General features: G+C 62.0%; 21 protein-coding genes. 12 read left to right on the top strand and 9 right to left on the bottom strand.

Features of this window, described 5'->3' with window-relative positions; genetic code table 11:
• Nucleotides 1-64 precede the first annotated feature (64 nt).
• Complete coding sequence (locus ACGYLA_RS02680) at nucleotides 65-1,060, top strand: zinc-binding alcohol dehydrogenase family protein (RefSeq protein WP_394430067.1); 996 nt, start codon at nucleotides 65-67, stop codon at nucleotides 1,058-1,060.
• A 52-nt stretch (nucleotides 1,061-1,112) separates the two neighbouring features.
• Nucleotides 1,113-1,907, top strand: coding sequence for an SDR family NAD(P)-dependent oxidoreductase (locus tag ACGYLA_RS02675; protein WP_394430065.1), 795 nt, complete (start codon nucleotides 1,113-1,115; stop codon nucleotides 1,905-1,907).
• Between the two features lie 99 nt (nucleotides 1,908-2,006).
• Here the strand turns inward: ACGYLA_RS02675 and ACGYLA_RS02670 are convergent, their stop codons facing one another.
• From ACGYLA_RS02670 to ACGYLA_RS02660, 3 genes are read right to left on the bottom strand one after another with little or no spacing between them, the layout of a single operon-like run.
• The gene (locus tag ACGYLA_RS02670; protein ID WP_271693733.1) at nucleotides 2,007-3,086 is read right to left on the bottom strand and encodes a methyltetrahydrofolate cobalamin methyltransferase; all 1,080 of its coding nucleotides are present in this window, start codon (nucleotides 3,084-3,086) and stop codon (nucleotides 2,007-2,009) included.
• Nucleotides 3,087-3,096: 10 nt separating this feature from the next.
• Nucleotides 3,097-4,026, bottom strand: coding sequence for a methylenetetrahydrofolate reductase (locus ACGYLA_RS02665; protein ID WP_394430063.1), 930 nt, complete (start codon nucleotides 4,024-4,026; stop codon nucleotides 3,097-3,099).
• 30 nt (nucleotides 4,027-4,056) lie between these two features.
• A complete protein-coding gene (locus ACGYLA_RS02660; RefSeq protein WP_394430061.1) occupies nucleotides 4,057-4,353 on the bottom strand; it encodes a virulence factor in 297 nt (98 codons plus the stop codon).
• Nucleotides 4,354-4,645: 292 nt separating this feature from the next.
• On the opposite strand from ACGYLA_RS02660, the gene ACGYLA_RS02655 reads away from it, so the two are divergent.
• The 4 genes from ACGYLA_RS02655 (at nucleotide 4,646) to ACGYLA_RS02640 (ending at nucleotide 8,125) form a co-directional block, all read left to right on the top strand.
• Nucleotides 4,646-5,764 carry a Ppx/GppA phosphatase family protein gene (locus tag ACGYLA_RS02655; protein WP_067266266.1) on the top strand — a complete coding sequence of 373 codons (1,119 nt, stop codon included), beginning with the start codon at nucleotides 4,646-4,648 and terminating at the stop codon, nucleotides 5,762-5,764.
• Nucleotides 5,764-6,489: an RlmE family RNA methyltransferase gene (locus tag ACGYLA_RS02650; protein WP_168613015.1), complete on the top strand. Its 726-nt coding sequence runs from the start codon at nucleotides 5,764-5,766 to the stop codon at nucleotides 6,487-6,489. The genes ACGYLA_RS02655 and ACGYLA_RS02650 overlap by 1 nt, the downstream gene beginning before the upstream one ends.
• Before the next feature lie 93 nt (nucleotides 6,490-6,582).
• Entirely contained in the window at nucleotides 6,583-7,140 is a 558-nt protein-coding gene (locus ACGYLA_RS02645; RefSeq protein WP_394430059.1) for a hypothetical protein, read from the top strand.
• Between the two features lie 163 nt (nucleotides 7,141-7,303).
• Nucleotides 7,304-8,125 carry a bifunctional allantoicase/(S)-ureidoglycine aminohydrolase gene (locus ACGYLA_RS02640; RefSeq protein WP_394430057.1) on the top strand — a complete coding sequence of 274 codons (822 nt, stop codon included), beginning with the start codon at nucleotides 7,304-7,306 and terminating at the stop codon, nucleotides 8,123-8,125.
• Nucleotides 8,126-8,398: 273 nt separating this feature from the next.
• Here the strand turns inward: ACGYLA_RS02640 and ACGYLA_RS02635 are convergent, their stop codons facing one another.
• From ACGYLA_RS02635 to puuE, 3 genes are read right to left on the bottom strand one after another with little or no spacing between them, the layout of a single operon-like run.
• Nucleotides 8,399-9,835 carry a nucleobase:cation symporter-2 family protein gene (locus ACGYLA_RS02635; protein ID WP_394430056.1) on the bottom strand — a complete coding sequence of 479 codons (1,437 nt, stop codon included), beginning with the start codon at nucleotides 9,833-9,835 and terminating at the stop codon, nucleotides 8,399-8,401.
• Nucleotides 9,836-9,889: 54 nt separating this feature from the next.
• Nucleotides 9,890-10,384, bottom strand: coding sequence for an ureidoglycolate lyase (locus tag ACGYLA_RS02630; protein WP_394430054.1), 495 nt, complete (start codon nucleotides 10,382-10,384; stop codon nucleotides 9,890-9,892).
• Nucleotides 10,381-11,790, bottom strand: a complete 1,410-nt coding sequence (gene puuE / locus ACGYLA_RS02625) for an allantoinase PuuE (protein ID WP_394430052.1) — start codon at nucleotides 11,788-11,790, stop codon at nucleotides 10,381-10,383. Before puuE ends, ACGYLA_RS02630 begins: the two co-directional genes overlap by 4 nt.
• Nucleotides 11,791-11,929: 139 nt before the next feature.
• Here puuE and uraH point away from each other — a divergent pair, with 139 nt between their 5' ends.
• Nucleotides 11,930-12,283, top strand: coding sequence for a hydroxyisourate hydrolase (gene uraH / locus ACGYLA_RS02620; RefSeq protein ID WP_394430050.1), 354 nt, complete (start codon nucleotides 11,930-11,932; stop codon nucleotides 12,281-12,283).
• Here the strand turns inward: uraH and ACGYLA_RS02615 are convergent.
• Nucleotides 12,280-13,185 carry a LysR family transcriptional regulator gene (locus ACGYLA_RS02615; RefSeq protein WP_394417501.1) on the bottom strand — a complete coding sequence of 302 codons (906 nt, stop codon included), beginning with the start codon at nucleotides 13,183-13,185 and terminating at the stop codon, nucleotides 12,280-12,282. The genes uraH and ACGYLA_RS02615 overlap by 4 nt on opposite strands.
• Before the next feature lie 96 nt (nucleotides 13,186-13,281).
• Between ACGYLA_RS02615 and ACGYLA_RS02610 the strand changes: the two genes are divergently transcribed.
• Nucleotides 13,282-14,541 carry a urate hydroxylase PuuD gene (locus ACGYLA_RS02610; RefSeq protein ID WP_394430048.1) on the top strand — a complete coding sequence of 420 codons (1,260 nt, stop codon included), beginning with the start codon at nucleotides 13,282-13,284 and terminating at the stop codon, nucleotides 14,539-14,541.
• Between the two features lie 8 nt (nucleotides 14,542-14,549).
• On the opposite strand, the gene ACGYLA_RS02605 is transcribed toward ACGYLA_RS02610, so the two are convergent.
• A complete protein-coding gene (locus tag ACGYLA_RS02605) occupies nucleotides 14,550-15,497 on the bottom strand; it encodes an MBL fold metallo-hydrolase (protein ID WP_394430046.1) in 948 nt (315 codons plus the stop codon).
• Nucleotides 15,494-16,411, bottom strand: a complete 918-nt coding sequence (locus ACGYLA_RS02600) for an MBL fold metallo-hydrolase (protein WP_394430044.1) — start codon at nucleotides 16,409-16,411, stop codon at nucleotides 15,494-15,496. Before ACGYLA_RS02600 ends, ACGYLA_RS02605 begins: the two co-directional genes overlap by 4 nt.
• Nucleotides 16,412-16,604: 193 nt before the next feature.
• Between ACGYLA_RS02600 and ACGYLA_RS02595 the strand changes: the two genes are divergently transcribed.
• From ACGYLA_RS02595 to ACGYLA_RS02580, 4 genes are all read left to right on the top strand, one after another.
• Nucleotides 16,605-17,666 (top strand): methionine ABC transporter ATP-binding protein, encoded by a 1,062-nt coding sequence (locus ACGYLA_RS02595; protein ID WP_394430042.1) that lies wholly within the window; start codon nucleotides 16,605-16,607, stop codon nucleotides 17,664-17,666.
• A complete protein-coding gene (locus ACGYLA_RS02590) occupies nucleotides 17,656-18,330 on the top strand; it encodes a methionine ABC transporter permease (RefSeq protein WP_394430040.1) in 675 nt (224 codons plus the stop codon). Before ACGYLA_RS02595 ends, ACGYLA_RS02590 begins: the two co-directional genes overlap by 11 nt.
• Before the next feature lie 40 nt (nucleotides 18,331-18,370).
• Nucleotides 18,371-19,147, top strand: a complete 777-nt coding sequence (locus ACGYLA_RS02585; protein WP_394430038.1) for a MetQ/NlpA family ABC transporter substrate-binding protein — start codon at nucleotides 18,371-18,373, stop codon at nucleotides 19,145-19,147.
• 412 nt (nucleotides 19,148-19,559) lie between these two features.
• Nucleotides 19,560-20,552, top strand: a complete 993-nt coding sequence (locus ACGYLA_RS02580; protein WP_394430036.1) for an ABC transporter substrate-binding protein — start codon at nucleotides 19,560-19,562, stop codon at nucleotides 20,550-20,552.
• Nucleotides 20,553-20,599: the final 47 nt, after the last annotated feature.

Genomic DNA, 20,599 nt, shown 5'->3' with positions numbered 1-20,599 from the left:
TATATAGCCCAGCAAGCTGATACCTTCTGCGCAACACTGAAATTTCTGCAGAAGGACAGACGAAATGAAAGCCATCGGCTATAACACCACCGGCCCGGCAGAGGTTTTGGAGATGCTCGAAATTGAGCGTCCCACACCCGGACCACATGATCTTTTGGTGAAGGTGAAGGGCATCTCGGTCAATCCGGTGGATGTGAAGCTGCGCGCGCTTTCGGGGCCTGAGGATGGTCCGGAGGTCTTGGGCTTTGACGCCGCGGGCGTGGTCGTGGAACTGGGCGCAGGGGTTACCGATTTTGCGGTGGGGGATGAGGTGTTCTATGCCGGGGACGTGACCCGCGCGGGGACCAATGCCGCCTTCCACAAAGTCGATTCCCGCATCGTCGGGCGAAAGCCGGAAACCCTTGATTTTGTTGGGGCCGCCGGTCTGCCGCTGACCGCGATCACGGCTTGGGAGATGCTGTTCGATTCCTTCCGGCTGGCCGAGAGCGCTGGCGAAGGGGAGGCGATATTGGTCATCGGCGGGGCCGGGGGCGTGGGGTCGATCCTTATTCAACTGGCGAAGGCCCTGACCGGTCTGACCGTGATCGCGACCGCCTCGCGGTCAGAGACCCAAGATTGGGTGCGCAAGATGGGGGCGGATCATGTGGTGGACCACCGGGGCGATCTGGTGGCGCAGCTTGCCGCGCTCGATCTCAAGCCCAGCTATGTCGCCGCGCTGACGGCCACCGATACGCATTGGCCCGCCATCATCGAAGCCATCGCGCCGCGCGGGCAGATCGCGCTGATCGACGATCCTGAGACGCTGGATATGAAAGCGGCGAAACCGAAAGCCCTAAGCGTGCATTGGGAGTTCATGTTCACACGCTCGATGTTCCAGACCGCGGACATGACTGCGCAGCGCGACCTGTTGAACCGGGTGTCGCAGATGATCGACGCAGGCATTTTGCGCTCTACCGTGACGGAACATGCGGGCGTGATAAATGTGGAAAACCTTCGCGCGGCCCACGAGCGTCAGGAAAGCGGGCGGGTGATCGGCAAGCAGGTTCTGGGCGGGTGGTGATCGCGCAGAGCCGCCTCCCATCCCCGCGCAGAGACCCAGTAAGGAGAGACAGATGACCAAGACGATCCTCATCACCGGCGCGACCGACGGTATCGGTCTGTTGACCGCCAAAAAGCTCAGCGCGCAGGGGCATAGCGTTTTGCTGCACGGGCGCAGTGCGGAGAAACTCAGCGCTGCTGCGACGGAGGTGGGGGGCAATTCCCAGACCTACCGCGCGGACCTGTCGCGGCTGGAAGAGGTCGTGACGCTGGCAGAGGCGCTGCGCATTGATCACAGCCAGATCGACGTGGTGATCAACAATGCCGGTGTCCTGAAACTGCCCGAGCCGCGCACCGAGGCAGGGTTGGACGCGCGTTTCGTGGTCAACACGCTGGCGCCCTATCTGCTGGTTCAACTGTTGCTGCCGGTGCTTCCCAAAGCGGGCAGGGTGGTGAACCTCTCCTCCGCCGCGCAGGCGCCGGTGGAGGTAGCCGCGCTTAGGGGCGAGGTGACGCTTGACGATATGGCAGCCTATGCGCAGAGCAAATTGGCGATCACGATCTGGACCCAAGAGATGGCCCGCGCCCATCAGGACGGGCCGCTCTTCATCGCGGTGAACCCCGGCTCTCTCTTGGCGTCGAAGATGGTGAAGGAAGGCTTTGGCGTCGCCGGGAACGACCTGAGCATCGGGGCCGACATCCTTGCCCGAGCAGCCCTTTCGGATGAGTTTGCAGGGGCCTCCGGTGCCTATTTCGACAATGACATGGGCGGGTTCAATGAGCCGCATAGCGCGGCAAAAGACCCCGATCATGTGGCCGCCGTCATGGCCGCGATCCAAGAATTGGTGAGCGGGAACCGGGCGGAGTAGCGCCGGAAAGCGTCATCTCGGACTTCCGCCCGCCCGCATGGAAAAGAAAAAGCCCCGCCGAGCGATGCTGGCGGGGCTTTTAGATCTTATCAGGCAGCATCAGCGGCGGCGGCGCCCACCTGAGCGGCCCGCGCGACCGCGGCCTTCTTGACCCGCTTTGGGCGCGCTTTTGTTGAACTCGATCCAAGCGCTGCCGTGAGGGTCACGGTCAAAGAGGAAGTTGGCGGCGCGGATGGCCTCCATCTCCTTGCCCGGGCGGGGTTTGGTCGAGCCGAGGTTAAAGAGCGTCGCAAAAGTCTCGTCATCCATGTCTTCGGGCAGGATGATCCCCGCGGCAGCAATCTCGGCCCGCTTTTCGGCGATTTTGGTGGCGTTCAGTGGCACGGCCACCGGGTTCATGATCGCACTCGTCATGCCCGCACCCATCGCCATAGGGAGAAAGGCATTGTTGATGCCGTGGCGGTTGGGCAGCCCGAAGGAGATGTTGGAGGCGCCGCAGGTGGTGTTCACGCCCAATTCCTCGCGCAAACGGCGGACAAGGGTAAAGACCTGATGGCCCGCCGTCGCCATGGCACCAATCGGCATGACCAGCGGGTCGACGACGATGTCATGGGCGGGAATGCCGAAATCGGCGGCGCGTTCGACGATCTTTTTCGCCACGGCAAAGCGCACATCCGGGTCCTCGGAGATCCCTGTGTCGTCATTGGAGATCGCCACGACAGGCACGTTGTATTTCTTGACCAGTGGCAGCACGACCTCCAGCCGCTCTTCCTCTCCGGTGACGGAGTTCAGCAGCGGGCGGCCTTCGCAGGCCTCAAGCCCCGCCTCAAGCGCGCCGGGGACCGAACTGTCGATGCAGATCGGCACATCGACGGCGTTTTGCACGACCTTGATCAGCTCCGGCATCAGCATCGGCTCAACAAAGTTGTTGTCGGCATAGCGCGGGTCTTCGGCCATTTTGTTGGAGAAGACCGCGCCCGAGTTCACGTCGAGCACCGTGGCACCGGCGGCGACCTGCGCGATGGCATCCGCCTCGACCCGCGAAAAATCGCCTTGCTCCAGCTCTTGGCTGAGGATCTTGCGGCCCGTGGGGTTAATCCGCTCTCCGATCACGCAAAACGGCTCGTCAAAGCCGATGACGGCGGTCTTGGTCTTGGATTCGATGACGGTTCTGGTCATGTAACTTCCTTTAGGCTGCGTCGGCGGGCACCCCAGAGGCGCCGCCATTCTCTTGGACCCATGTGGCGCTGGTCTTGATCCCGCCCAGCGGGAAAAGATGCACATGGGTGATGTTGAAATCCGGGTGGGCCGCTTTGTGGGCGGCTAGTTCGCTGATCACATCTGTCGGCTCATAGGGCAACAGCAGCTTGGTGACATCCATCGCGCGCTTTTGCAGCACCTTGAGCGAGGGGCCGACACCGCAGGCGATGGCGAATTTGATCAGCGTTTGCAGTTTGGCGGGGCCCGCGATGCCGATGTGGATCGGCAGGGTGATACCAGCGGCCTTGAGACTGTCGGCCCATTCGATGATCGGCTGCGCGTCAAAGGCGAATTGCGTGGCGATGGCCATTTCGGCATCGGTGCGGGTTTGGAAATCATTCTTCCATTTCAGCGCCGCATCGACGTTGAGGCGGCCCCCGTCAGCGTCGATATCGCGGTTGCCCTCGGGGTGGCCGGCGACATGCAGGCGGGTAAAGCCTGCCTTGTCGAACAGCCCCGTTTCCATCAACTGCATCGAGTCGCTGAAATCCCCCGCCGTGGTGGTGACACCGCCCGCCAGCAGCAGCGCTTGGCGGGCATCGGCCTCGCCCTGATAACGGGCGATCCAGTCGGCCAGTGTGGCGCGGTCCTTGATGATGCGGGCCGGGAAATGCGGCATGACCTTAAAGCCGTCCGCATTCAACCGTGCGGCGGTGGCGACCATATCTTCGATCGGGGTGCCGTCGATATGGGCGATATAGACACGGGTGCCCTCTGGCAGCAGGGCGCGGAAATCCTCGACCTTTTCGGCGGTGCGGGGCATCACCTCGATAGAATAATCTTTCAACAGCGCCTCGACTTCGGCCACCGGCGCCTGTGGGGCCGGTGTTTCCTTTTTGCGGAAGTTCAAAAGTGCCATGAGCGTGTCCTTGATCATAGGGCTGGCAGGCTATGCCCAGCCGTCGTTGTCAATCAGTTGCTTAATCCGGTCGCGGTCGTATTCCGCGTCGATGCGGGCGGCTTCGGCATCGGCGATGCTGTCGGGATCACCCTCAACCTCAAAAGGCGCTGCCTTGCGCCATTCCGCGAGATAGGCGTCGGTATCGGCGGCCCCCACCTTCATCGCCGCGCGGTCGATCGCCTGTTCAAAGCGTTCGGGCAGGGGGCGTTTTGACCCGCGACGGCCCTTGCCGACGATCACCTGAGCAGGGATATCGCGCCAGTAAACGATGGTGACTGCGGGCATGGGACGATTCCTCCGGTTTAAACCTGTCTAACGAGCGTCGCGGTCAGGACAGGGCCGTTTTTCGACAAAACACGACCCATCCGCGACTTGGGTGAGGTGATAGCGCATTGGCCCTGCCATCACGAGGGGGCGGCGCCCCCATTATTCTCAAGATGATTGTGAGGCGGCCCGGATGGCGGAGCGCGCACGCCCCGCGGACGCCGCGGAAATTGGCCCAAGGCACCGCGACCACTTGCACCGGCTGGGCGCAGGGAATACCTTGGGGGCAACTCGATATGAAAGGCGCGTAACCATGGCGCCACAGCGTCCCAAAGGTGCGGGTGCGCTCGACAAAGACATTCCGGCTCTGAGCCCCGCGCCAGTTCCGCCCAGATCTAATGAGCTATATGCGGCCCTAGATCTGGGTACAAATAGCTGCCGCATGTTGATCGCCCAGCCTCGGGGCAGCGGTTTCCATGTGGTGGACAGTTTTTCAAAATCGGTGCAATTGGGTGCCGGTTTGGAAAAGACCGGGCGGTTGTCGCGCGGATCGATGGCGCGCACCATTCAGGCATTGCGCATCTGTCAGCAAAAGTTGCGGCGCAACAAGGTGCAGAACATGCGGCTTGTCGCGACCGAAGCCTGCCGCCGTGCGCAGAACGGGGCGGAGTTCATGCGCCGTATCCAGCGCGAGACCGGTCTCAAGCTCGACATTATTCGCCCTGAGGAAGAAGCCCAGCTTGCCGTGATCTCCTGCGCGCCGCTGGTCAGCCGCAAGACGGAAAACCTGCTGGTCGTGGACATCGGCGGCGGCTCGACCGAACTGGTCTGGATCGACATTTCCAAAGTGCCGCGCGCCGACCGCGCACGCTCGATCATGCGGCTTCAGGGCGGGTTCTATCAGGCGAAATCCGATGTCCCCGCCGCCCGGGTGGTGGATTGGATCAGCGTGCCTTTGGGGGTGGCCACCCTGCGCGATCAATTTTCTGACGTTGAAGACGATGCCGCGCGCTTTGCGCTGATGAGTTGGTTTTTCGAAGAGAACCTCACCGATTTCACGCCCTATCAGACGATCCAGTCGCAAAAGCGGTTCCAGATCGTCGGCACCTCGGGCACCGTGACCACCGTCGCGGCGAGCCACCTGAACCTGAAACGCTATGACCGGACAAAGGTCGATGGCCTCAGCATGACCAGCGCCCAGATCGACAAGGTGATCCACTCCTATATCGCCATGGGGCCGGGTGGGCGACGCGCGGATCCGCGCATTGGCCAAGACCGCGCCGCACTGATCATGTCGGGCGCTGCGATCCTGCAAGCCCTGATGCGCTGCTGGCCGACCGACAGGCTGTCAGTTGCGGATCGCGGTCTGCGCGAAGGCCTGCTATATGCACAGATGAGCGCCGATGGCGTATTAGAAGAAGGGGTCTTTTGATGGCCAAGACACCGGACGGAAAGAACACCTCGGGGCGCGGTCAGCGTGACCTCAAGGTCAAGGTGAAATCCGCACGCGGGCGCAAGCTCAGTTCCACCCGTTGGTTGCAGCGGCAGTTGAACGATCCTTATGTCAAACGCGCGCAGGCCGAAGGCTATCGCGGGCGGGCGGCTTATAAGATCATGGAGTTGGACGATAAATATCGGTTCCTCGTCCCCGGCGCGCGGGTGGTGGACCTTGGCGCCGCGCCGGGCGGTTGGTGTCAGGTCGCCGTCAAACGCTGCAACGTGCTGGGCGAAAAGAAGGGCAAGGCGCAGGGCACCATTCTGGGCGTTGACCTACAAGAGATGGAGCCGATTGCGGGCTGCGAGTTGCACCAGCTCGACTTCATGGAGGATGACGCCGACCTCAAGGTCAAGGAATGGCTCGGCGGGAAGGCGGATGTGGTGATGTCGGACATGGCCGCGGCCTCATCCGGGCATAAACAGACCGACCACCTGCGCATCATCGCGCTTTGCGAGGCGGCGGCCTATTTCGCTTTCGATGTGCTGGAAGAGGGCGGCACATTCGTGGCCAAGGTGCTGGCAGGCGGCGCGGAAGGTGAGTTGCAAAAGCTGCTCAAGCGCCGTTTTGCCAAGGTCGCCAATATCAAACCACCTGCCAGCCGCCCCGATTCATCGGAGAAATTCGTGGTGGCGACAGGGTTTAAGGGCGAAGAGGGTTAAGCCGCCATCGCCGTTCATGGGGCGTAAACCAGTCAAGGATTAGGGTGTAGCTCTCCCGCGGTATTGTGCCGCCTACCTCATGAGGGCTCCCCGATGCTACGACACCTGCCACTTGTATCGCTCATCTTCATCCTGTGTTCCGGGCTCAAGGTTTCCGCCTCCGAAGTGCCTTGGGCGGTGACCGATTACATCGACCGCGAATTGCTGTCTTGGGTCAATGATGCCCGCATCGTCGATGCGATCGCACAGCAGAACGCGCGGCACCGCGAAATGAATGCGCTGGCGGTCACGCCGGCGGCAGTCACCGGGCCGGGCGCCGGGGTGCCCCAGCTGAAAGCCCCGATTGCCGCGGCCTTTCTCCAAACGCAGATCGCCCGCGCCGAGGGTCAGATCGCTGGGGTGACTTTGCTGGATGCCTATGGGCTGACCGTGGTCTCCAGCGGCAGCGACTCGGTCTATTTCACGGGCGGCAAGCCCAAGAACAGCATTCGTTTTTCGCCGCCGTCGGGGATTTTCGTGATTGATCAGGTGGCCGTTGACGAAAGGTCGAAGGCCCATCAAAGCCGCGTCTCGATGCCGATCACGGAGCCGTCGAACGGCGCAATCATCGGGGTGATCACAGTTGAGTTGGAAGCGGCGGCTTTCTTCTGAGGCTGCCCTCGCAGACTGGCGCCGGCAGCCGGGGCCGGTTTGTTTCTCAGCCCTAAGCGGGGTCGGGACTATCAAATATCCCCGAACAATCCTTCAGCGATAAAACCCTTGGCCTCGGCCTGGGAAGCGGCAATTCTGCAGTCCATCCCGACGGAGAGAGTTGATGACCCCCCCAAGCTATTTCGCACCCACCGGCGGCCACCCGGATCAAAAAACGCTTTTGTCAGATCGCGCCGTATTTACTGAGGCCTATGCCGTTCTCCCGCGCGGTACGATGCGCGATATCGTGACCTCATTCCTGCCGTTCTGGGAAGGCACGCGGCTTTGGGTCATCGCCCGCCCGATGACCGGCTTTGCGGAGACATTCTCCCAATATATCATGGAAGTGCAGCCCGGTGGCGGCTCGGACCGGCCTGAGCTTGATGCGCAGGCGCAGGGAGTGCTTTTCGTGGTCGAGGGTGGCTTCACCCTGACCGTTGAGGGCCAGCAGCACGCGATGCGCGAGGGCAGCTATGCCTATATCCCCGCGGGGGCCGATTGGACGCTGAAAAACGACAGCGGCGCCGTGACGCGCTTTCACTGGATCCGCAAAGCCTATGAAGCGGTGGAGGGGTTGGACCGCCCCGACCCGCTCGTGCTGAACGAGCAGGACATCGAGCCGAATGTGATGCCCGATACCGATGGGGTCTGGGCGACGACGCGGTTCGTGGATCCCAACGATCTGCGCCATGACATGCATGTGACCATCGTCACGCTACAGCCCGGTGGGGTGATCCCCTTTTGCGAGACCCATGTGATGGAACACGGGCTCTATGTGTTGGAGGGCAAGGCGGTCTACCGGCTCAATCAGGATTGGGTCGAGGTCGAAGCGGGTGATTTCATGTGGCTGCGCGCTTTCTGCCCGCAGGCCTGCTACGCAGGTGGTCCGGGGCCGTTCCGGTATCTGCTTTATAAGGACGTGAACCGGCATATGAAGCTCCGGTGAAGCGTTGAGGGCCAGCGCCTGCCCGCGGGTGGGCGAACATACCTTGGTTCGTGCCACTTTATGGTTCAGTCATGATGTGTGCTCGCTAGGTTACGCCCAGCCTCACCAAATCGCCTACCCGTCCGGGCGGGCAGGCGATGGCCCGGCGCCCGCGGCTTGATTCCGGGCCAAGGTGGTGGTCTTAAGCTACATGCGCTAGCCGGTTGGTTGTCGCATTGTATCTAGCCGAGTTGGTCACAACAAAGGGGCGCCGCATGGGGCGCCCCTGCTTTATCAAACCCGCTTCTCCAACGACCCCGAACCATGCCCCGAAAGCCCGCCGGAGACCTCCTCGGTCGCCTCATCCGACAATTGCTCGGGCAACACCAAGTTCAGCACAATCGCGATCAGCGCGGCAGGCAGCAGCCCGCTGGTCATCAGCACCCGCAGCGTGTCGGGCAGGTATTGCACTGCCTTGGGGTCGAGTTGCAGCCCCAGCCCGATCGAAAGCGAGATCGCGAAGATCACCATGTTGCGGCGGTTCCAGTTCACGTCCGACAGCATCGAGATGCCCGCCGCGACCACCATGCCGAACATCACGATCACCCCGCCGCCCAGCACTTCGATGGGAATTGTGCGGATCACCGCGCCGACCTTGGGCACCAGTCCGCAAAGGATCAGGAACAGCGCGCCCACGGTCACCACGTGGCGGCTCATCACGCCGGTCATGGCGATGAGGCCGACGTTCTGGCTGAAAGAGGTGTTGGGAAAACCTCCAAAGATCCCGGCCACCGCGCTGCCCAAACCGTCGGCATAGGTGGCACCCGTGATCTCGGCATCCGTCGCCTCACGCCCCGCGCCGCCTTTGGTGATGCCCGAGACATCGCCGACGGTCTCAACCGCCGAGACGAAGGCCATCAGGCAGAAACCGACGATGGCGGCGAAGCTGAACTCGAACCCGTAAGCAAAGGGCACAGGCAGCGCCACGGCGGCGGCGCGGTTCCAACTGGTGGCGATGCCCTCGAAGGTGACCATCCCCATCGCCAGCGCATAGAGATAGCCCACGCCAATGCCGATCACCACGGCGGAGACCGATAGCATGCCCCGGGCGAAGAACTTCAGCCCCAGCGTTGCCACGATCACCACCAGCGCTGCCGACCAGTTCAACAGGCTGCCGTATTCGGGGCTATTGATCGCGGGCACACCCCCGGCGGCATATTGGATGCCCACCTTGACCAGCGCGAGGCCGATCATCGTCACCACCAGCCCGGTCACCAGTGGCGGCAGGGCAAAGCGGATGCGTCCGATGAAAGTCCCCAACAGCACATGAAACAGCCCGCCGACCAGCACGCCGCCAAAGAGCGCGGGCAGCGCCTCGACCCCTTTGCCCGCGACCAGCGGGATCATGATGGGCAGGAAGGCGAAACTCGTACCCTGCACAATAGGCAGCCGCGCCCCCACCGGACCCATGCCAATGGTCTGAAACAGCGTGGCGATGCCCGCAAAGAGCATCGACATCTGGATCAGATAGGTCATGTCCGGAAACCCCTGCGCCCCGGCGTCCGAGCCAAAGCCAAAGCCCGCAGCCCCTGCCACGATGATCGCGGGGGTCACGTTGGAGACGAACATCGCCAAGACATGCTGAATGCCCAAGGGCGCGGCCTTGGATAGCGCGGGGGTATAATTCGGGTCGCGCAGTTGCGCCGGCGTGCCCAGTGAAGCGTCAGTCATGTCATTCTCCCTATTGACCGATCCCGTCTGCCGCTTCTGATGAGGACATGACGGTTATTCCTTAGCTGCGACCACCTCCCACGGCTGATCGAACCAATGTTCTTCCAAATTGTCGCCTTCGCCGATCCGGTCGACCACGGCGAAAAGACCGGGGGCGCTCAGCGGGCAGCAAACCGCGTGCCATGTATTGCGGCGGTAGTTCACGCCTTGACCGGGGCCTGCGAGAAACGCCTGCAGGGGGCCGGGCCGGCCCGCGTCATCGGGGGCGACGACCACGAGATAGGGGTTTTGATGCATCGGCAGAAAGGCCTGCGCGCCAAGCGGATGCCGCTCGACCATCTCAAGGCTGAAGGGCAGGGCGCGCGGCTCTGCGTTAAAGACGCTGATGCCCGCACGACCCCCGCCAAAGTCGAGATCGGCCAGATCGTGATGCCGCCCGCAAAGCCCTTGGTTGATGATTTTGTCAGGCGCCCCGCGCACTTCCAGCACCTCGCCGAAGGGGGCGAAAGCCTCGGCGGTGAGGGGCTGAAGCAGGATCTGCCTGCTCATGGCAGCAAGTCTTTCAGGCGCAGCTGCGCGATCCGTTCGACTTGGCGGCAGGCCTCGGCAAACTCGGTGTCGCGGTCATTGTCGATGCGGCGTTTGAAAGCGGCGAGGATGCCCGCCTTGTCGTGGTCGCGCACGGCGATGATGAAGGGGAAGCCGTGTTTCTCGACATAGCGGTCGTTTAACTGGGTAAAGGTTTCCCGCTCCTCATCCGTCAGCGCATCCAGCCCCGCAGCGGCCTGTTCCGAGGTGCTCTCAGCCGTCAGCCGCTTGGCCTGCGCCAGTTTGCCCGCCAGATCGGGGTGGGCTTGCAGCACGCCGAGGCGCTGCGCATCTGAGGCGGAGCGGAAGACCCGTGCCAGAGCATTGTGCAGGCCGACGGCGGTGTCATGACCCGCGCCCAGTTCCAGCGCATGGGCGCCTTCGGCGATCCATGGGGAGTGCTCAAAGATGCTGCCGTATTTCGCAACGAAAGTCTCGCGGTCCATCTGGCTGGGACGCGCGCGGCGCTGGTGCGGATGGGTGGCGGCCCAGTGATCCGCAATCTGCTCACGGGTGGCGAACCAAACGCCCTCATGGCTTTGGGCGTATTCGATGAACTGGCGCAGCGCCTCGACCCGACCGGGGCGGCCAATCAGGCGGCAATGCAACCCGACCGAGAGCATTTTCGGCGCGCCCTCGACCCCTTCGCGGTAAAGCGCGTCGAAACTGGCTTTGAGGTAGTCAAAGAACTGCGCGCCCGCATTGAACCCCTGCGGCGTGGCGAAACGCATGTCGTTGGCGTCGAGCGTATAGGGCACGATCAACTGGTCGCGATCACCGACCTCCATCCAATAGGGCAGATCATCGGCATAGGCGTCGGCCACATAGGCGAACTGCCCGGTCTCTGCCGCAAGGCGCAGCGTGTTCTCGGACGAGCGCCCACAGTAAAAGCCGCGCGGCGCTTGGCCGGTCACTTCGGTATGCAGGCGGATCGCCTCGGCGATGGCTGCGCGCTCTGCGTCTTCTGCCATGTCCTTGTGTTCGATCCATTTCAGACCGTGGGTCGCCATTTCCCAGCCTGCGTCGACCATCGCGGCGACTTGTACGGGCGAGCGGGCCAGCGCCGTGGCGACACCGTAAACCGTGACGGGCAGGTCTTTCATCAAGCGATGAAGCCGCCAGAATCCGGCGCGGGCGCCGTATTCGTAGATCGATTCCATATTGGCATGACGCTGCCCCGGCCATTGGGCGGCGCCCACGATCTCGGACAGAAACGCTTCTGATGCCGCATCCCCGTGCAGGATGTTGTTCTCACCGCCTTCTTCGTAGTTCAGCACCAGCTGCACGGCGATCTTCGCGCCACCGGGCCATTGTGCATCTGGGGGGGTGGGGCCGTAACCCTGCATGTCGCGGGGGTAGCGAGTCATGTCGTTCTCCTTCTGTCGTTCTCTGTCTAGACCGGAAGGTCTTGGATTGCTTTCAATTAATTCCTGAAAGACTATCGTGAAAAGGGCACTTTCGCTCGGGCGCGGCGCGGGCGATCAAGGGTTAGGCACGGAGGGTATGATGACAGGCTATCTGACAACACATGTATTGGACACAGCGCGCGGCTGCCCGGCGGCGGGGCTGAAGATCGACCTCTACCGTCTGGAAGGTGAGACGCGCACCCATTTGCGCAGCCTCACCACCAATGCCGATGGCCGCACCGATGAGCAGATCCTGCCCGCGGCGGAGTTCGAAACCGGCACCTATGAGCTGCTGTTCCACTGCGGCGATTACCTCGGCGCGCAGGGCGTCCCGGCAGAGGAACCGCCCTTTCTGGATGTCGTCCCGCTGCGTTTCGGCATGTCTGAGGCCGCGCATTACCACGTGCCGCTGCTGCTCTCGCCCTTCGGCTATTCCACCTACCGGGGCAGCTAGACCTTTAGCGCGTCCTCCATCCGCGCGATCATGAAGTCCATGAAGAGCCGTGTTTTCGGGTCTTGATGGCGGCGATGGGTGTAGAGGCAGGCCATTTGAACGGGCAGGGGCGGCGTGTCTTCCACGACCCGCACCAAAGCGCCGCTTTGCAAATGTTCGGCGATCTCAAAGATCGGCTTCATGGCGATGCCCGCGCCGGCCAGCGCCCAATCGGTCAGCACGTCGCCATCGTCACTCTCAAACCGCCCGCGCACATCGTATTTCACCGCGCCTTCAGGGCCTTGTAGCTGCCATTGAAACTCGGTCGCGCCGGGAAAACGCAGGTTGAGGCAATTGTGCTGGCCGCGGTCGATCTCGGCCCCCGAGCGGGGATGCCCATGCGCCGCGACATAGGCCGGGCTGGCGCAGAGCACGCGCTCGCAATCGGCCACCTTGCGGATCCGTAGTGTGGAATCCTGCGGACGGCCCAGAAAAAAGGCCACGTCCAGCCCTTCGGCGGTGAGGTCGAGCTTACGGTCGCTGAGGCGCAGCCGCAGATCGACGAGCGGATAGGCTTCTGCAAAGGCAGGCACATGCGGCGCGATCAGCCGCCGCCCGACCCCCAAGGGGGCCGCCACATGCAGCGTGCCGCGCGGATTGTCAGTGACGTCTTCGATACCCGCCTCGGCCTCGGCCACGGAGGCGAGGATCTTGCAGGCCCCATCGTAGAATATCCGCCCCTGTTCGGTGGCCGACAGGCTGCGCGTGGTGCGCTGGAACAATCGCACGCCCAGATGCCCCTCAAGCTGCGTGATCCGCGCCGAGGCCACGGCAGGCGAAACCCGCTGGTCGCGCGCCGCCGCCGACATGCTGCCAAGCTCGTAGACGCGCACGAAGGTGCGAATGTTGTCGAAATAGGACATTTATCGGGAACTTTTGATAGAGTTTAGGGAATGCCAAATCTAGCGGTAAAATCCGCGATTGAATAGTCTGCCCGGTGAATCATCCGGAGAGACCTCATGCACGACTTAGCCATCATCTGGGATTGGATCGGCTTTGCCATCCGCTGGGTGCATGTCATCACCGCCATGGCATGGATCGGCGCGTCCTTTTACTTCATCGCGCTCGACCTCGGCCTGCGCAAGGTGCCGCATCTGCCCGCGGGCGCATTTGGCGAGGAATGGCAGGTCCATGGCGGCGGGTTTTACCACATTCAGAAGTACCTCGTGGCACCCGAAAACATGCCCGAGCACCTGATCTGGCACAAATGGCAGAGCTATTCGACGTGGCTGTCGGGGGCGGCACTCTTGATGGTCGTCTATTGGGCGGGGGCGGAGCTTTACCTCATAGACCCGGCCAAGGCGGACCTCTCGGTTTTTCAAGGCATCCTAATCTCGGCGGGGTCGCTGACGCTGGGTTGGCTGATCTACGACTTCCTGTGCAAATCGCAGCTCGGCAACCGGCCCACGGTGCTGATGCTGCTTCTCTTCGTGCTGCTGGTGGCGATGGCTTGGGGCTACAACCAGGTCTTCACGGGCCGCGCGGCACTGCTGCATCTGGGGGCATTTACAGCGACGATCATGACGGCGAACGTGTTTTTCATCATTATGCCGAACCAGCGTATCGTGGTGAAGGACCTCCAAGAAGGGCGCACGCCGGACGCGAAATACGGCAAGATCGCCAAGCTGCGCTCGACCCACAACAACTACCTGACGCTGCCGGTCATCTTCCTGATGCTTAGCAACCACTACCCGCTGGCTTTCGCGACCGAGTACAACTGGCTAATCGCCGCGCTGGTCTTCTTGATGGGGGTAACGATCCGGCATTACTTCAACACGATGCACGCGACCGGAAAGGGCCCGCATTGGACATGGGTCGTGACCGCGCTTTTGTTCGTGGCGATCATGTGGCTCTCGACCGCGCCCCTGATGCAAGACGATATTGAAGCGGCAGAGACCCGCGCGCTGACTGAGACAGAACAGCTTTTCGCCAGTGCCGAGGGGTTTGATGAGGTGGCCAATATCGTGCCGGGGCGTTGCGCCATGTGCCATGCGCGCGAGCCGTTCTACGACGGTATCCACCGCGCGCCTAAGGGGTTGCTCCTTGAAACGCCCGCCGACATTGCCCGGGCCGCGCGGCAGATCTATCTGCAAGCGGGGGTGACCAATGCCATGCCCCCCGCCAATGTGTCCTTCATGGAGGAAGAAGAGCGCCGCAAGATCATGCGTTGGTATCGTGACGGGGCCGCATCACAGCCCTTCAGCCTCGCGGGGAAGTAGCGGGGGCGCTACTCGAACTCCATTTGCTCGAACACGCGGCCCGCGTTTTTCGTCGCCAATTCCTCGAAAGTATCAAGCCCGGCATAGGGCGATTGATCTACATAGTAAGCCTCGGCCAGACCGCCGCCCGCCTCCAGATGGGCGGCGATCTGCGCGCGGAGGTAGAGCAGATAATCCCGCGTGAAGCGACGGACCTGCGCCATATTGGTCGGATGCCCGTGACCGGGGATCACATAACGGGCCTTCAGCGGCTCAAACGCGGTTTCCCAAGTCTCGATCCATTCGGCGGTCATCGTGTCGGGAAAAATCGGCAGCATGCGCTCGTGAAAGGCCATGTCGCCCGAGATCACGAGGCTCTGCTTCGGCAGCCAGATCACGATATCGCCGGGGCTATGGGCCGGGCCGAGGTGGCGGGCCTCGATGCGGAAATCGCCCATCTCGACGATATATTCATCCTCGAAGGTCTCGGTTGGCAGCTGCACCTCCGTCCCCTCGGCCCGGTCGCGGTTGTAGCGCTGCATGGCCTCCAGAATGCTGCCGCCAAAGCGCTCCACTTCATGCGCGGCGTCTGCATGCGCGACGATCGGCACGCCTTGCTCAGCCCAGTAACCGTTGCCCAGAACCGCGTGGCCCTGACCGTTCTCGTTAAAGACCAGTTTGACCGGCTCATCGGTCACGGCCTTAATCTCTTCATGCAGTGCCGCGGCCAGCCCGTAGGCCGCGCCGCCGTTAATTACGACAACGCCTTGGCCGGTCACGATGAAGCTTAGGTTATTGTTATGGCCCGCGTTTTCGTAAGTGGGCGGGGCCGTCGCTCCGATGGCCGAAAAGACGCCGGGAATGACTTCATAGGGTTTGTCGTAGAGCAGGGAGCCGGGGTATTTATCGGCGATATCCTCGCTGGCCATGGCGTTTGAGCCGAGCAGAAGGGCGGCGGCGTAAATCAGGTGCTTCATTGCGCGGCCCCCAGAAAACGATACCCTTCGCCACTCCGTTCGACGCGGCCCAATCCGCCCTGCGGCAAGTGGAAGCCCATCAGCCAGATTTTCTCCTGCACCAGCCGATCGAGCAAACGCTGCCGGGTGCTCGCGCCTTGCTCGGGGTCTTGGTCCGATCCGCTGGCCCAGCCCGGGCGGGCAAAGGCAAGGTGGTGGTTGCCAATGGCATCGCCGCCGATCAGCAGCGCATCACCGCCCGTGCCCAGAAGGAAGGACATATGCCCGGGCGTATGGCCGAAACTCGCCTGCGCCGTGATGCCGGGCAGCACTTCGCCCCCGTCGGCAAAATGGCGCACCCGATCCTCAATCGCTTCCAGCCGCCGCGCGGCCCCCACGGCAAAGGCGGCGCGGGCCGGGCCAATCCGGTCCACCGTCGCCGGATCGCGCCAATAGTCCCATTCAACTTGGCCCATATGGTAGCGCGCATTGGGAAAGACCAGATCGTCGAAATCGTCCAGCACGCCCCAAAGGTGGTCGGGATGGCCATGGGTAAAGACCACATCGGTCACCGCCTCCGGCGCGACGCCTGCGGCATCAAGGCTGTCGAGCAGCGCCCCAGCGGAGGGCATGAAGGCAGGGCCCGCGCCCGCGTCAAAGAGGATCACACGCTCGTCATTGCGCAAAAGCGTCAGGTTGCAAGGCGGCTCCAACTGGTCTTGGGGCAGGTCGAAGGGCGCCAAAGCCTCCGCCAGTGCGTCTTGCGGCAAACCTTCGAAGAAAAAGCTGCGCGGCAGCACCAGATTGCCGTCGCTCACGCTGATGAACTCATATCCGCCGATCTGGGCCGAGGTCATCGCGAAAGCGCGCAGCGGCGTTTGGGCGAGGGCGGCCGCCCCCATTCCGGCCAGCACCATCCGTCTGTTAATCTTCATCTGATCCCCTCCCATCATTCATTCCGATTCGTGAATATAATCATCCCCATCGGTTTGCGGCACAAGGGGCGAATGCGGCTGCGAGAGATAGGCCCGAGAAACAATGCAGCTATGCATGATCATGCCTTGCATCGCCTGCAGGGGTTCTATCTACGGGGGCACCACTCGAAACCCACCCCGATCCGGACGGAAAATGACTGATATCACTACAGAAGGCGCCTCGATCGCCTTTGACAAGGTCGGCAAGGCCTTTACCAAAGCGGGCGGTGCGACCGTGAATGCGCTCGAAGGGATTTCCCTCGACGTGGCACCCGGCTCCATCACGGGGATCATCGGGCGGTCGGGGGCGGGCAAGTCGACCCTGCTGCGTATGGTCAACGGGTTGGAGCGTCCGACGACCGGCAAAGTGCTGGTCGGGGGTGAGGATGTCGGCAGCGCCAAGGGCGGCAAGCTGCGCGCGATCCGCCGTGACGTTGGCATGATTTTTCAACACTTTAACCTGCTGTCTTCACGCACCGTGTCGGGCAATATCGCGCTGCCGCTCGAAGTGGCGGGAATGCCGAGCGCGCAGATCAAGCCGCGCGTGGCGGACCTGATCGACCGTGTCGGTCTGAGCGCGCAGGCGGGGCGCTATCCGGCTGAGCTTTCCGGCGGGCAGAAACAGCGTATCGGCATCGCGCGGGCCTTGGCCACCGGGCCGAAGGTGCTGCTTTCGGATGAGGCGACATCGGCGCTCGACCCCGAAACCACGCAAACGGTTCTGGCGCTTTTGAAGGACATTAACCGCGATCTGGGGCTGACGATCCTGCTGATCACCCATGAGATGGCCGTGGTGCGCGACATCGCGAGCCATGTGGCGGTGATCGACGCGGGCCGCATCGTGGAGCATGGGGAGACCTATGACATCTTCACCGCGCCGCAACATGCGACGACGCGGTCTTTCCTGTCGGGCGTGACGGGCGTCACCCTGCCTGCCTTCGTCAAAGACCGCCTGACCCAAACCCCGCCCGCGGCAGGGGGCGAAGAGGTCATCCGCGTCACCTTTGCGGGCACCCATGCCACCGATCCGATGCTGGCGCGATTGACGCAAGAGATGGGCATTCCGGTCAATATCCTTGCCGGTGCGGTGGAAGAAATCGGCACGCGGCCCTTCGGCAACCTGCTGGTGTCGATGCCCGTGGCGCAGGCCGCCCAAGCGCGCGCCTTTCTGGAACAACACGGACTGCTGACGGAGGTGCTGGGCTATGTCGGCTAACCTGATTAACCTATTGGTCGAGGCCACGGGGCAAACGCTCTACATGGTCGCAATCTCGGCCATCCTCGGCACCGTTTTCGGCCTGCCGCTTGGGCTGTTTCTGGCCACCTCGCAGCGCGGCGAACTGCTGTCCGCCCCATGGGTGAACAAGGTGCTGGGACTGGTGGTGAACGCCACGCGTTCCGTGCCGTTCATCATTCTGGTCGTGGCCATCATTCCCTTCACCCGCATGATCGCAGGCACTTCCATCGGCACCACGGCGGCGATCGTGCCGCTGACGATTGCGACCGTGCCTTTCATCGCCCGTCTGGTGGAAAACGCGATCCGCGAAGTCGATTCCGGCTTAATCGAAGCCGCCCGCGCCATGGGGGCGACGCCGCTGCAAATCATCCGCAAGGTGCTGCTGCCCGAGGCGCTGCCGAGCATCACACTGGGCCTCACCCTCGCCATCGTCAGCCTGATCGGCTATTCTGCCATGGTCGGCGCCGTGGGCGGCGAGGGGCTGGGTGATCTGGGTATCCGTTATGGATATCAACGGTTTATGCCCGACGTCATGGCGATTGTCGTGATCATTCTTATCGTCTTGGTGCAGCTTGTGCAGTCCATTGGTGAGCGTATTGCCAGCGCCGTGGACAAACGGGCCACCAAAAGCGGCGGTCAATAGGCCGCGCCTTACTTCCGTTCTCTCAATCTAAGGAGATACTATGCTTCGTCTTACAACACTCACCTCCGTTCTGGCGTTGATGGCCACAGGCCTTGCCGCTGAAGAAATTAAGGTCGGTGTGTCCCCTGGCGAACACGCCGAGATTATGGAAGAGGTGGCCCGCATCGCGGAGCCTATGGGCCTCGAAATCGACGTGGTCGAATTCTCTGACTATGTGGTGCCGAACCAAGCACTCGCCGATGGCGACATTCAGGCGAACTCTTTCCAGCACGTGCCCTATCTCGAAGCGCAGATGAAAGACCGCGGCTTTGAACTGAGCGTGGTCGGCAACACGATCACCACCCCGATGGGCGTCTATTCCGACAAGATCACCGATCTTGCTGATCTCGAAGAAGGCGCGACATTCGGCATTCCGAACGATCCCACGAACGGTGGCCGCGCGCTGTTGGTTCTGCAAGAACTCGGGTTGATCAAAGTCGATGAGGCCGCCGGTCTGGTGCCGACCGTGCTCGACATCACCGAAAACCCCAAAGACCTGTCCTTCAAGGAACTTGATGCCGCCCAACTGCCGCGTTCGCTGGCCGATCTGGATGCCGCTTTGATCAACACAAACTACGCGATTGCCTCGGGTCTCAGCCCCAAGGAAGATTCCATCGCGATGGAAAGCGCCGAGAACCCCTATGTGAATGTCATCGCCGTCCGCAAGGGCGACGAGGAAGCGGCATGGGTTGATACATTGCTCAAGGCCTATCACTCCGATGAGATCAAAACCTTTATCGATGAAAGCTATCAGGGCACGGTCATCACCTCCTGGTAAGCGCTTGTTATAGAAGCGTATTGATAGACTTGACCCGCGCCCGCGCGGGTCAAGAGCGCCCCGGCCCGGGCCGGGGCATTCCGACTGGTCAAGACTCTCCTAATCACTGGGTTGAGGCCGACGGTCCGCTAAAACCATTAAATTTCTGTTTAGAAATTCCGCGTAGTTCTCGCAGACAACGCGCGTTCTGGCACATTTCTACGCATACTTTTTAACATTGAAATTATGTTGCGCTGCGGCGTGAGAAAATTGTTGAAAAGTTCAATTCCGCCCGTATCGTGAAATCGTGAGGGATTTTTTCACATGACCCGGGGCTTGCCCTTCCTGATGTCTGACAGGGCCGATGGTCGCGATCCATGTGAACGGGAGTTCGACTGCAAGACGCGACCATAACAAACCAAGGGAGACTATCATGAAGACCGTGAAACTGATGGGCACCGCCGCCAGCCTGCTTGTGCTGGGGGTCAGCCAATCCGCCGCGCAGGATCTGACCGTTGGGTATTTCCTCGAATGGCCGATGCCGTTCCAATACGCCAAGGCGGAGGGGATGTATGATGAAGCGCTCGGCACGACGGTGAATTGGGTGAGCTTCGATTCCGGCACCGCCATGTCGGCGGCGATGGCCTCGGGGGATGTGCAGTTGTCGCTCAGCCAAGGCGTGCCGCCCTTCGTGGTCGCCACTTCGGCGGGGCAAGACCTGCAAATTCTCGATGTCGCGGTCAGCTATTCCGAGAATGACAATTGCGTTGTGCGCGAGGCGCTGGAGATCGACAAATCCTCTGCCGAGGAACTGACGGACAAGAAGGTCGCGGTGCCGCTTGGCACGGCTGCGCACTACGGTTTTCTTAAACAAATGAACCACTTCGGCGTCGATGTAGGATCGCTCGACGTGGTGGATATGGCGCCGCCAGATGGGGCCGCGGCCATCGCACAGGGATCGGTCGATATGGCCTGCGGCTGGGGTGGGTCGCTGCGCCGGATGATGGAACATGGCAATATCCTGTTGACCGGCGCGGAGAAGGAAGAGCTGGGCATTCTTGTCTTCGACGTGACCTCCGGCCCGGCCTCTTGGGTGGCCGAAAACTCCGACACGGTTGCCGCCTTTCTCAGCGTGACGGCTGAGGCAAACGCGATGTGGGCGGATGAGGCCAACCGCGGCAAGATGCTGCCTGTCATCGCCAAGGACGCCGGTATGGACGAAGACGCCACGATGGAAACCATCGCGACATTCTCTTTCCCGTCGGTCGATGAGCAGATGGGTGAGAAATGGCTCGGCGGGGGCGCGCAGGAGTTCATGAAAGGCGTGGCCGATGTCTTTGTCGAAGCAGGCGCGATCGACGGAGCGCTCGACAGCTATGAAGACGCGGTGAATACCGGCCCGCTGCAAGCCGCGAGCGATATGTAAGCCAAGCGGCGCAAAAATAGGCCGCCCCGTTGCAGCCCGGTGCCTGA

It is taken from the genome of Sulfitobacter sp. 1A13679 (assembly GCF_043557115.1).
In the GTDB taxonomy this organism is placed as follows: Bacteria; Pseudomonadota; Alphaproteobacteria; order Rhodobacterales; family Rhodobacteraceae; genus Sulfitobacter; species Sulfitobacter faviae.
The sequence above is the reverse complement of the archived record's forward strand: the minus strand, read 5'-3'. Positions and strand labels throughout refer to the sequence as shown.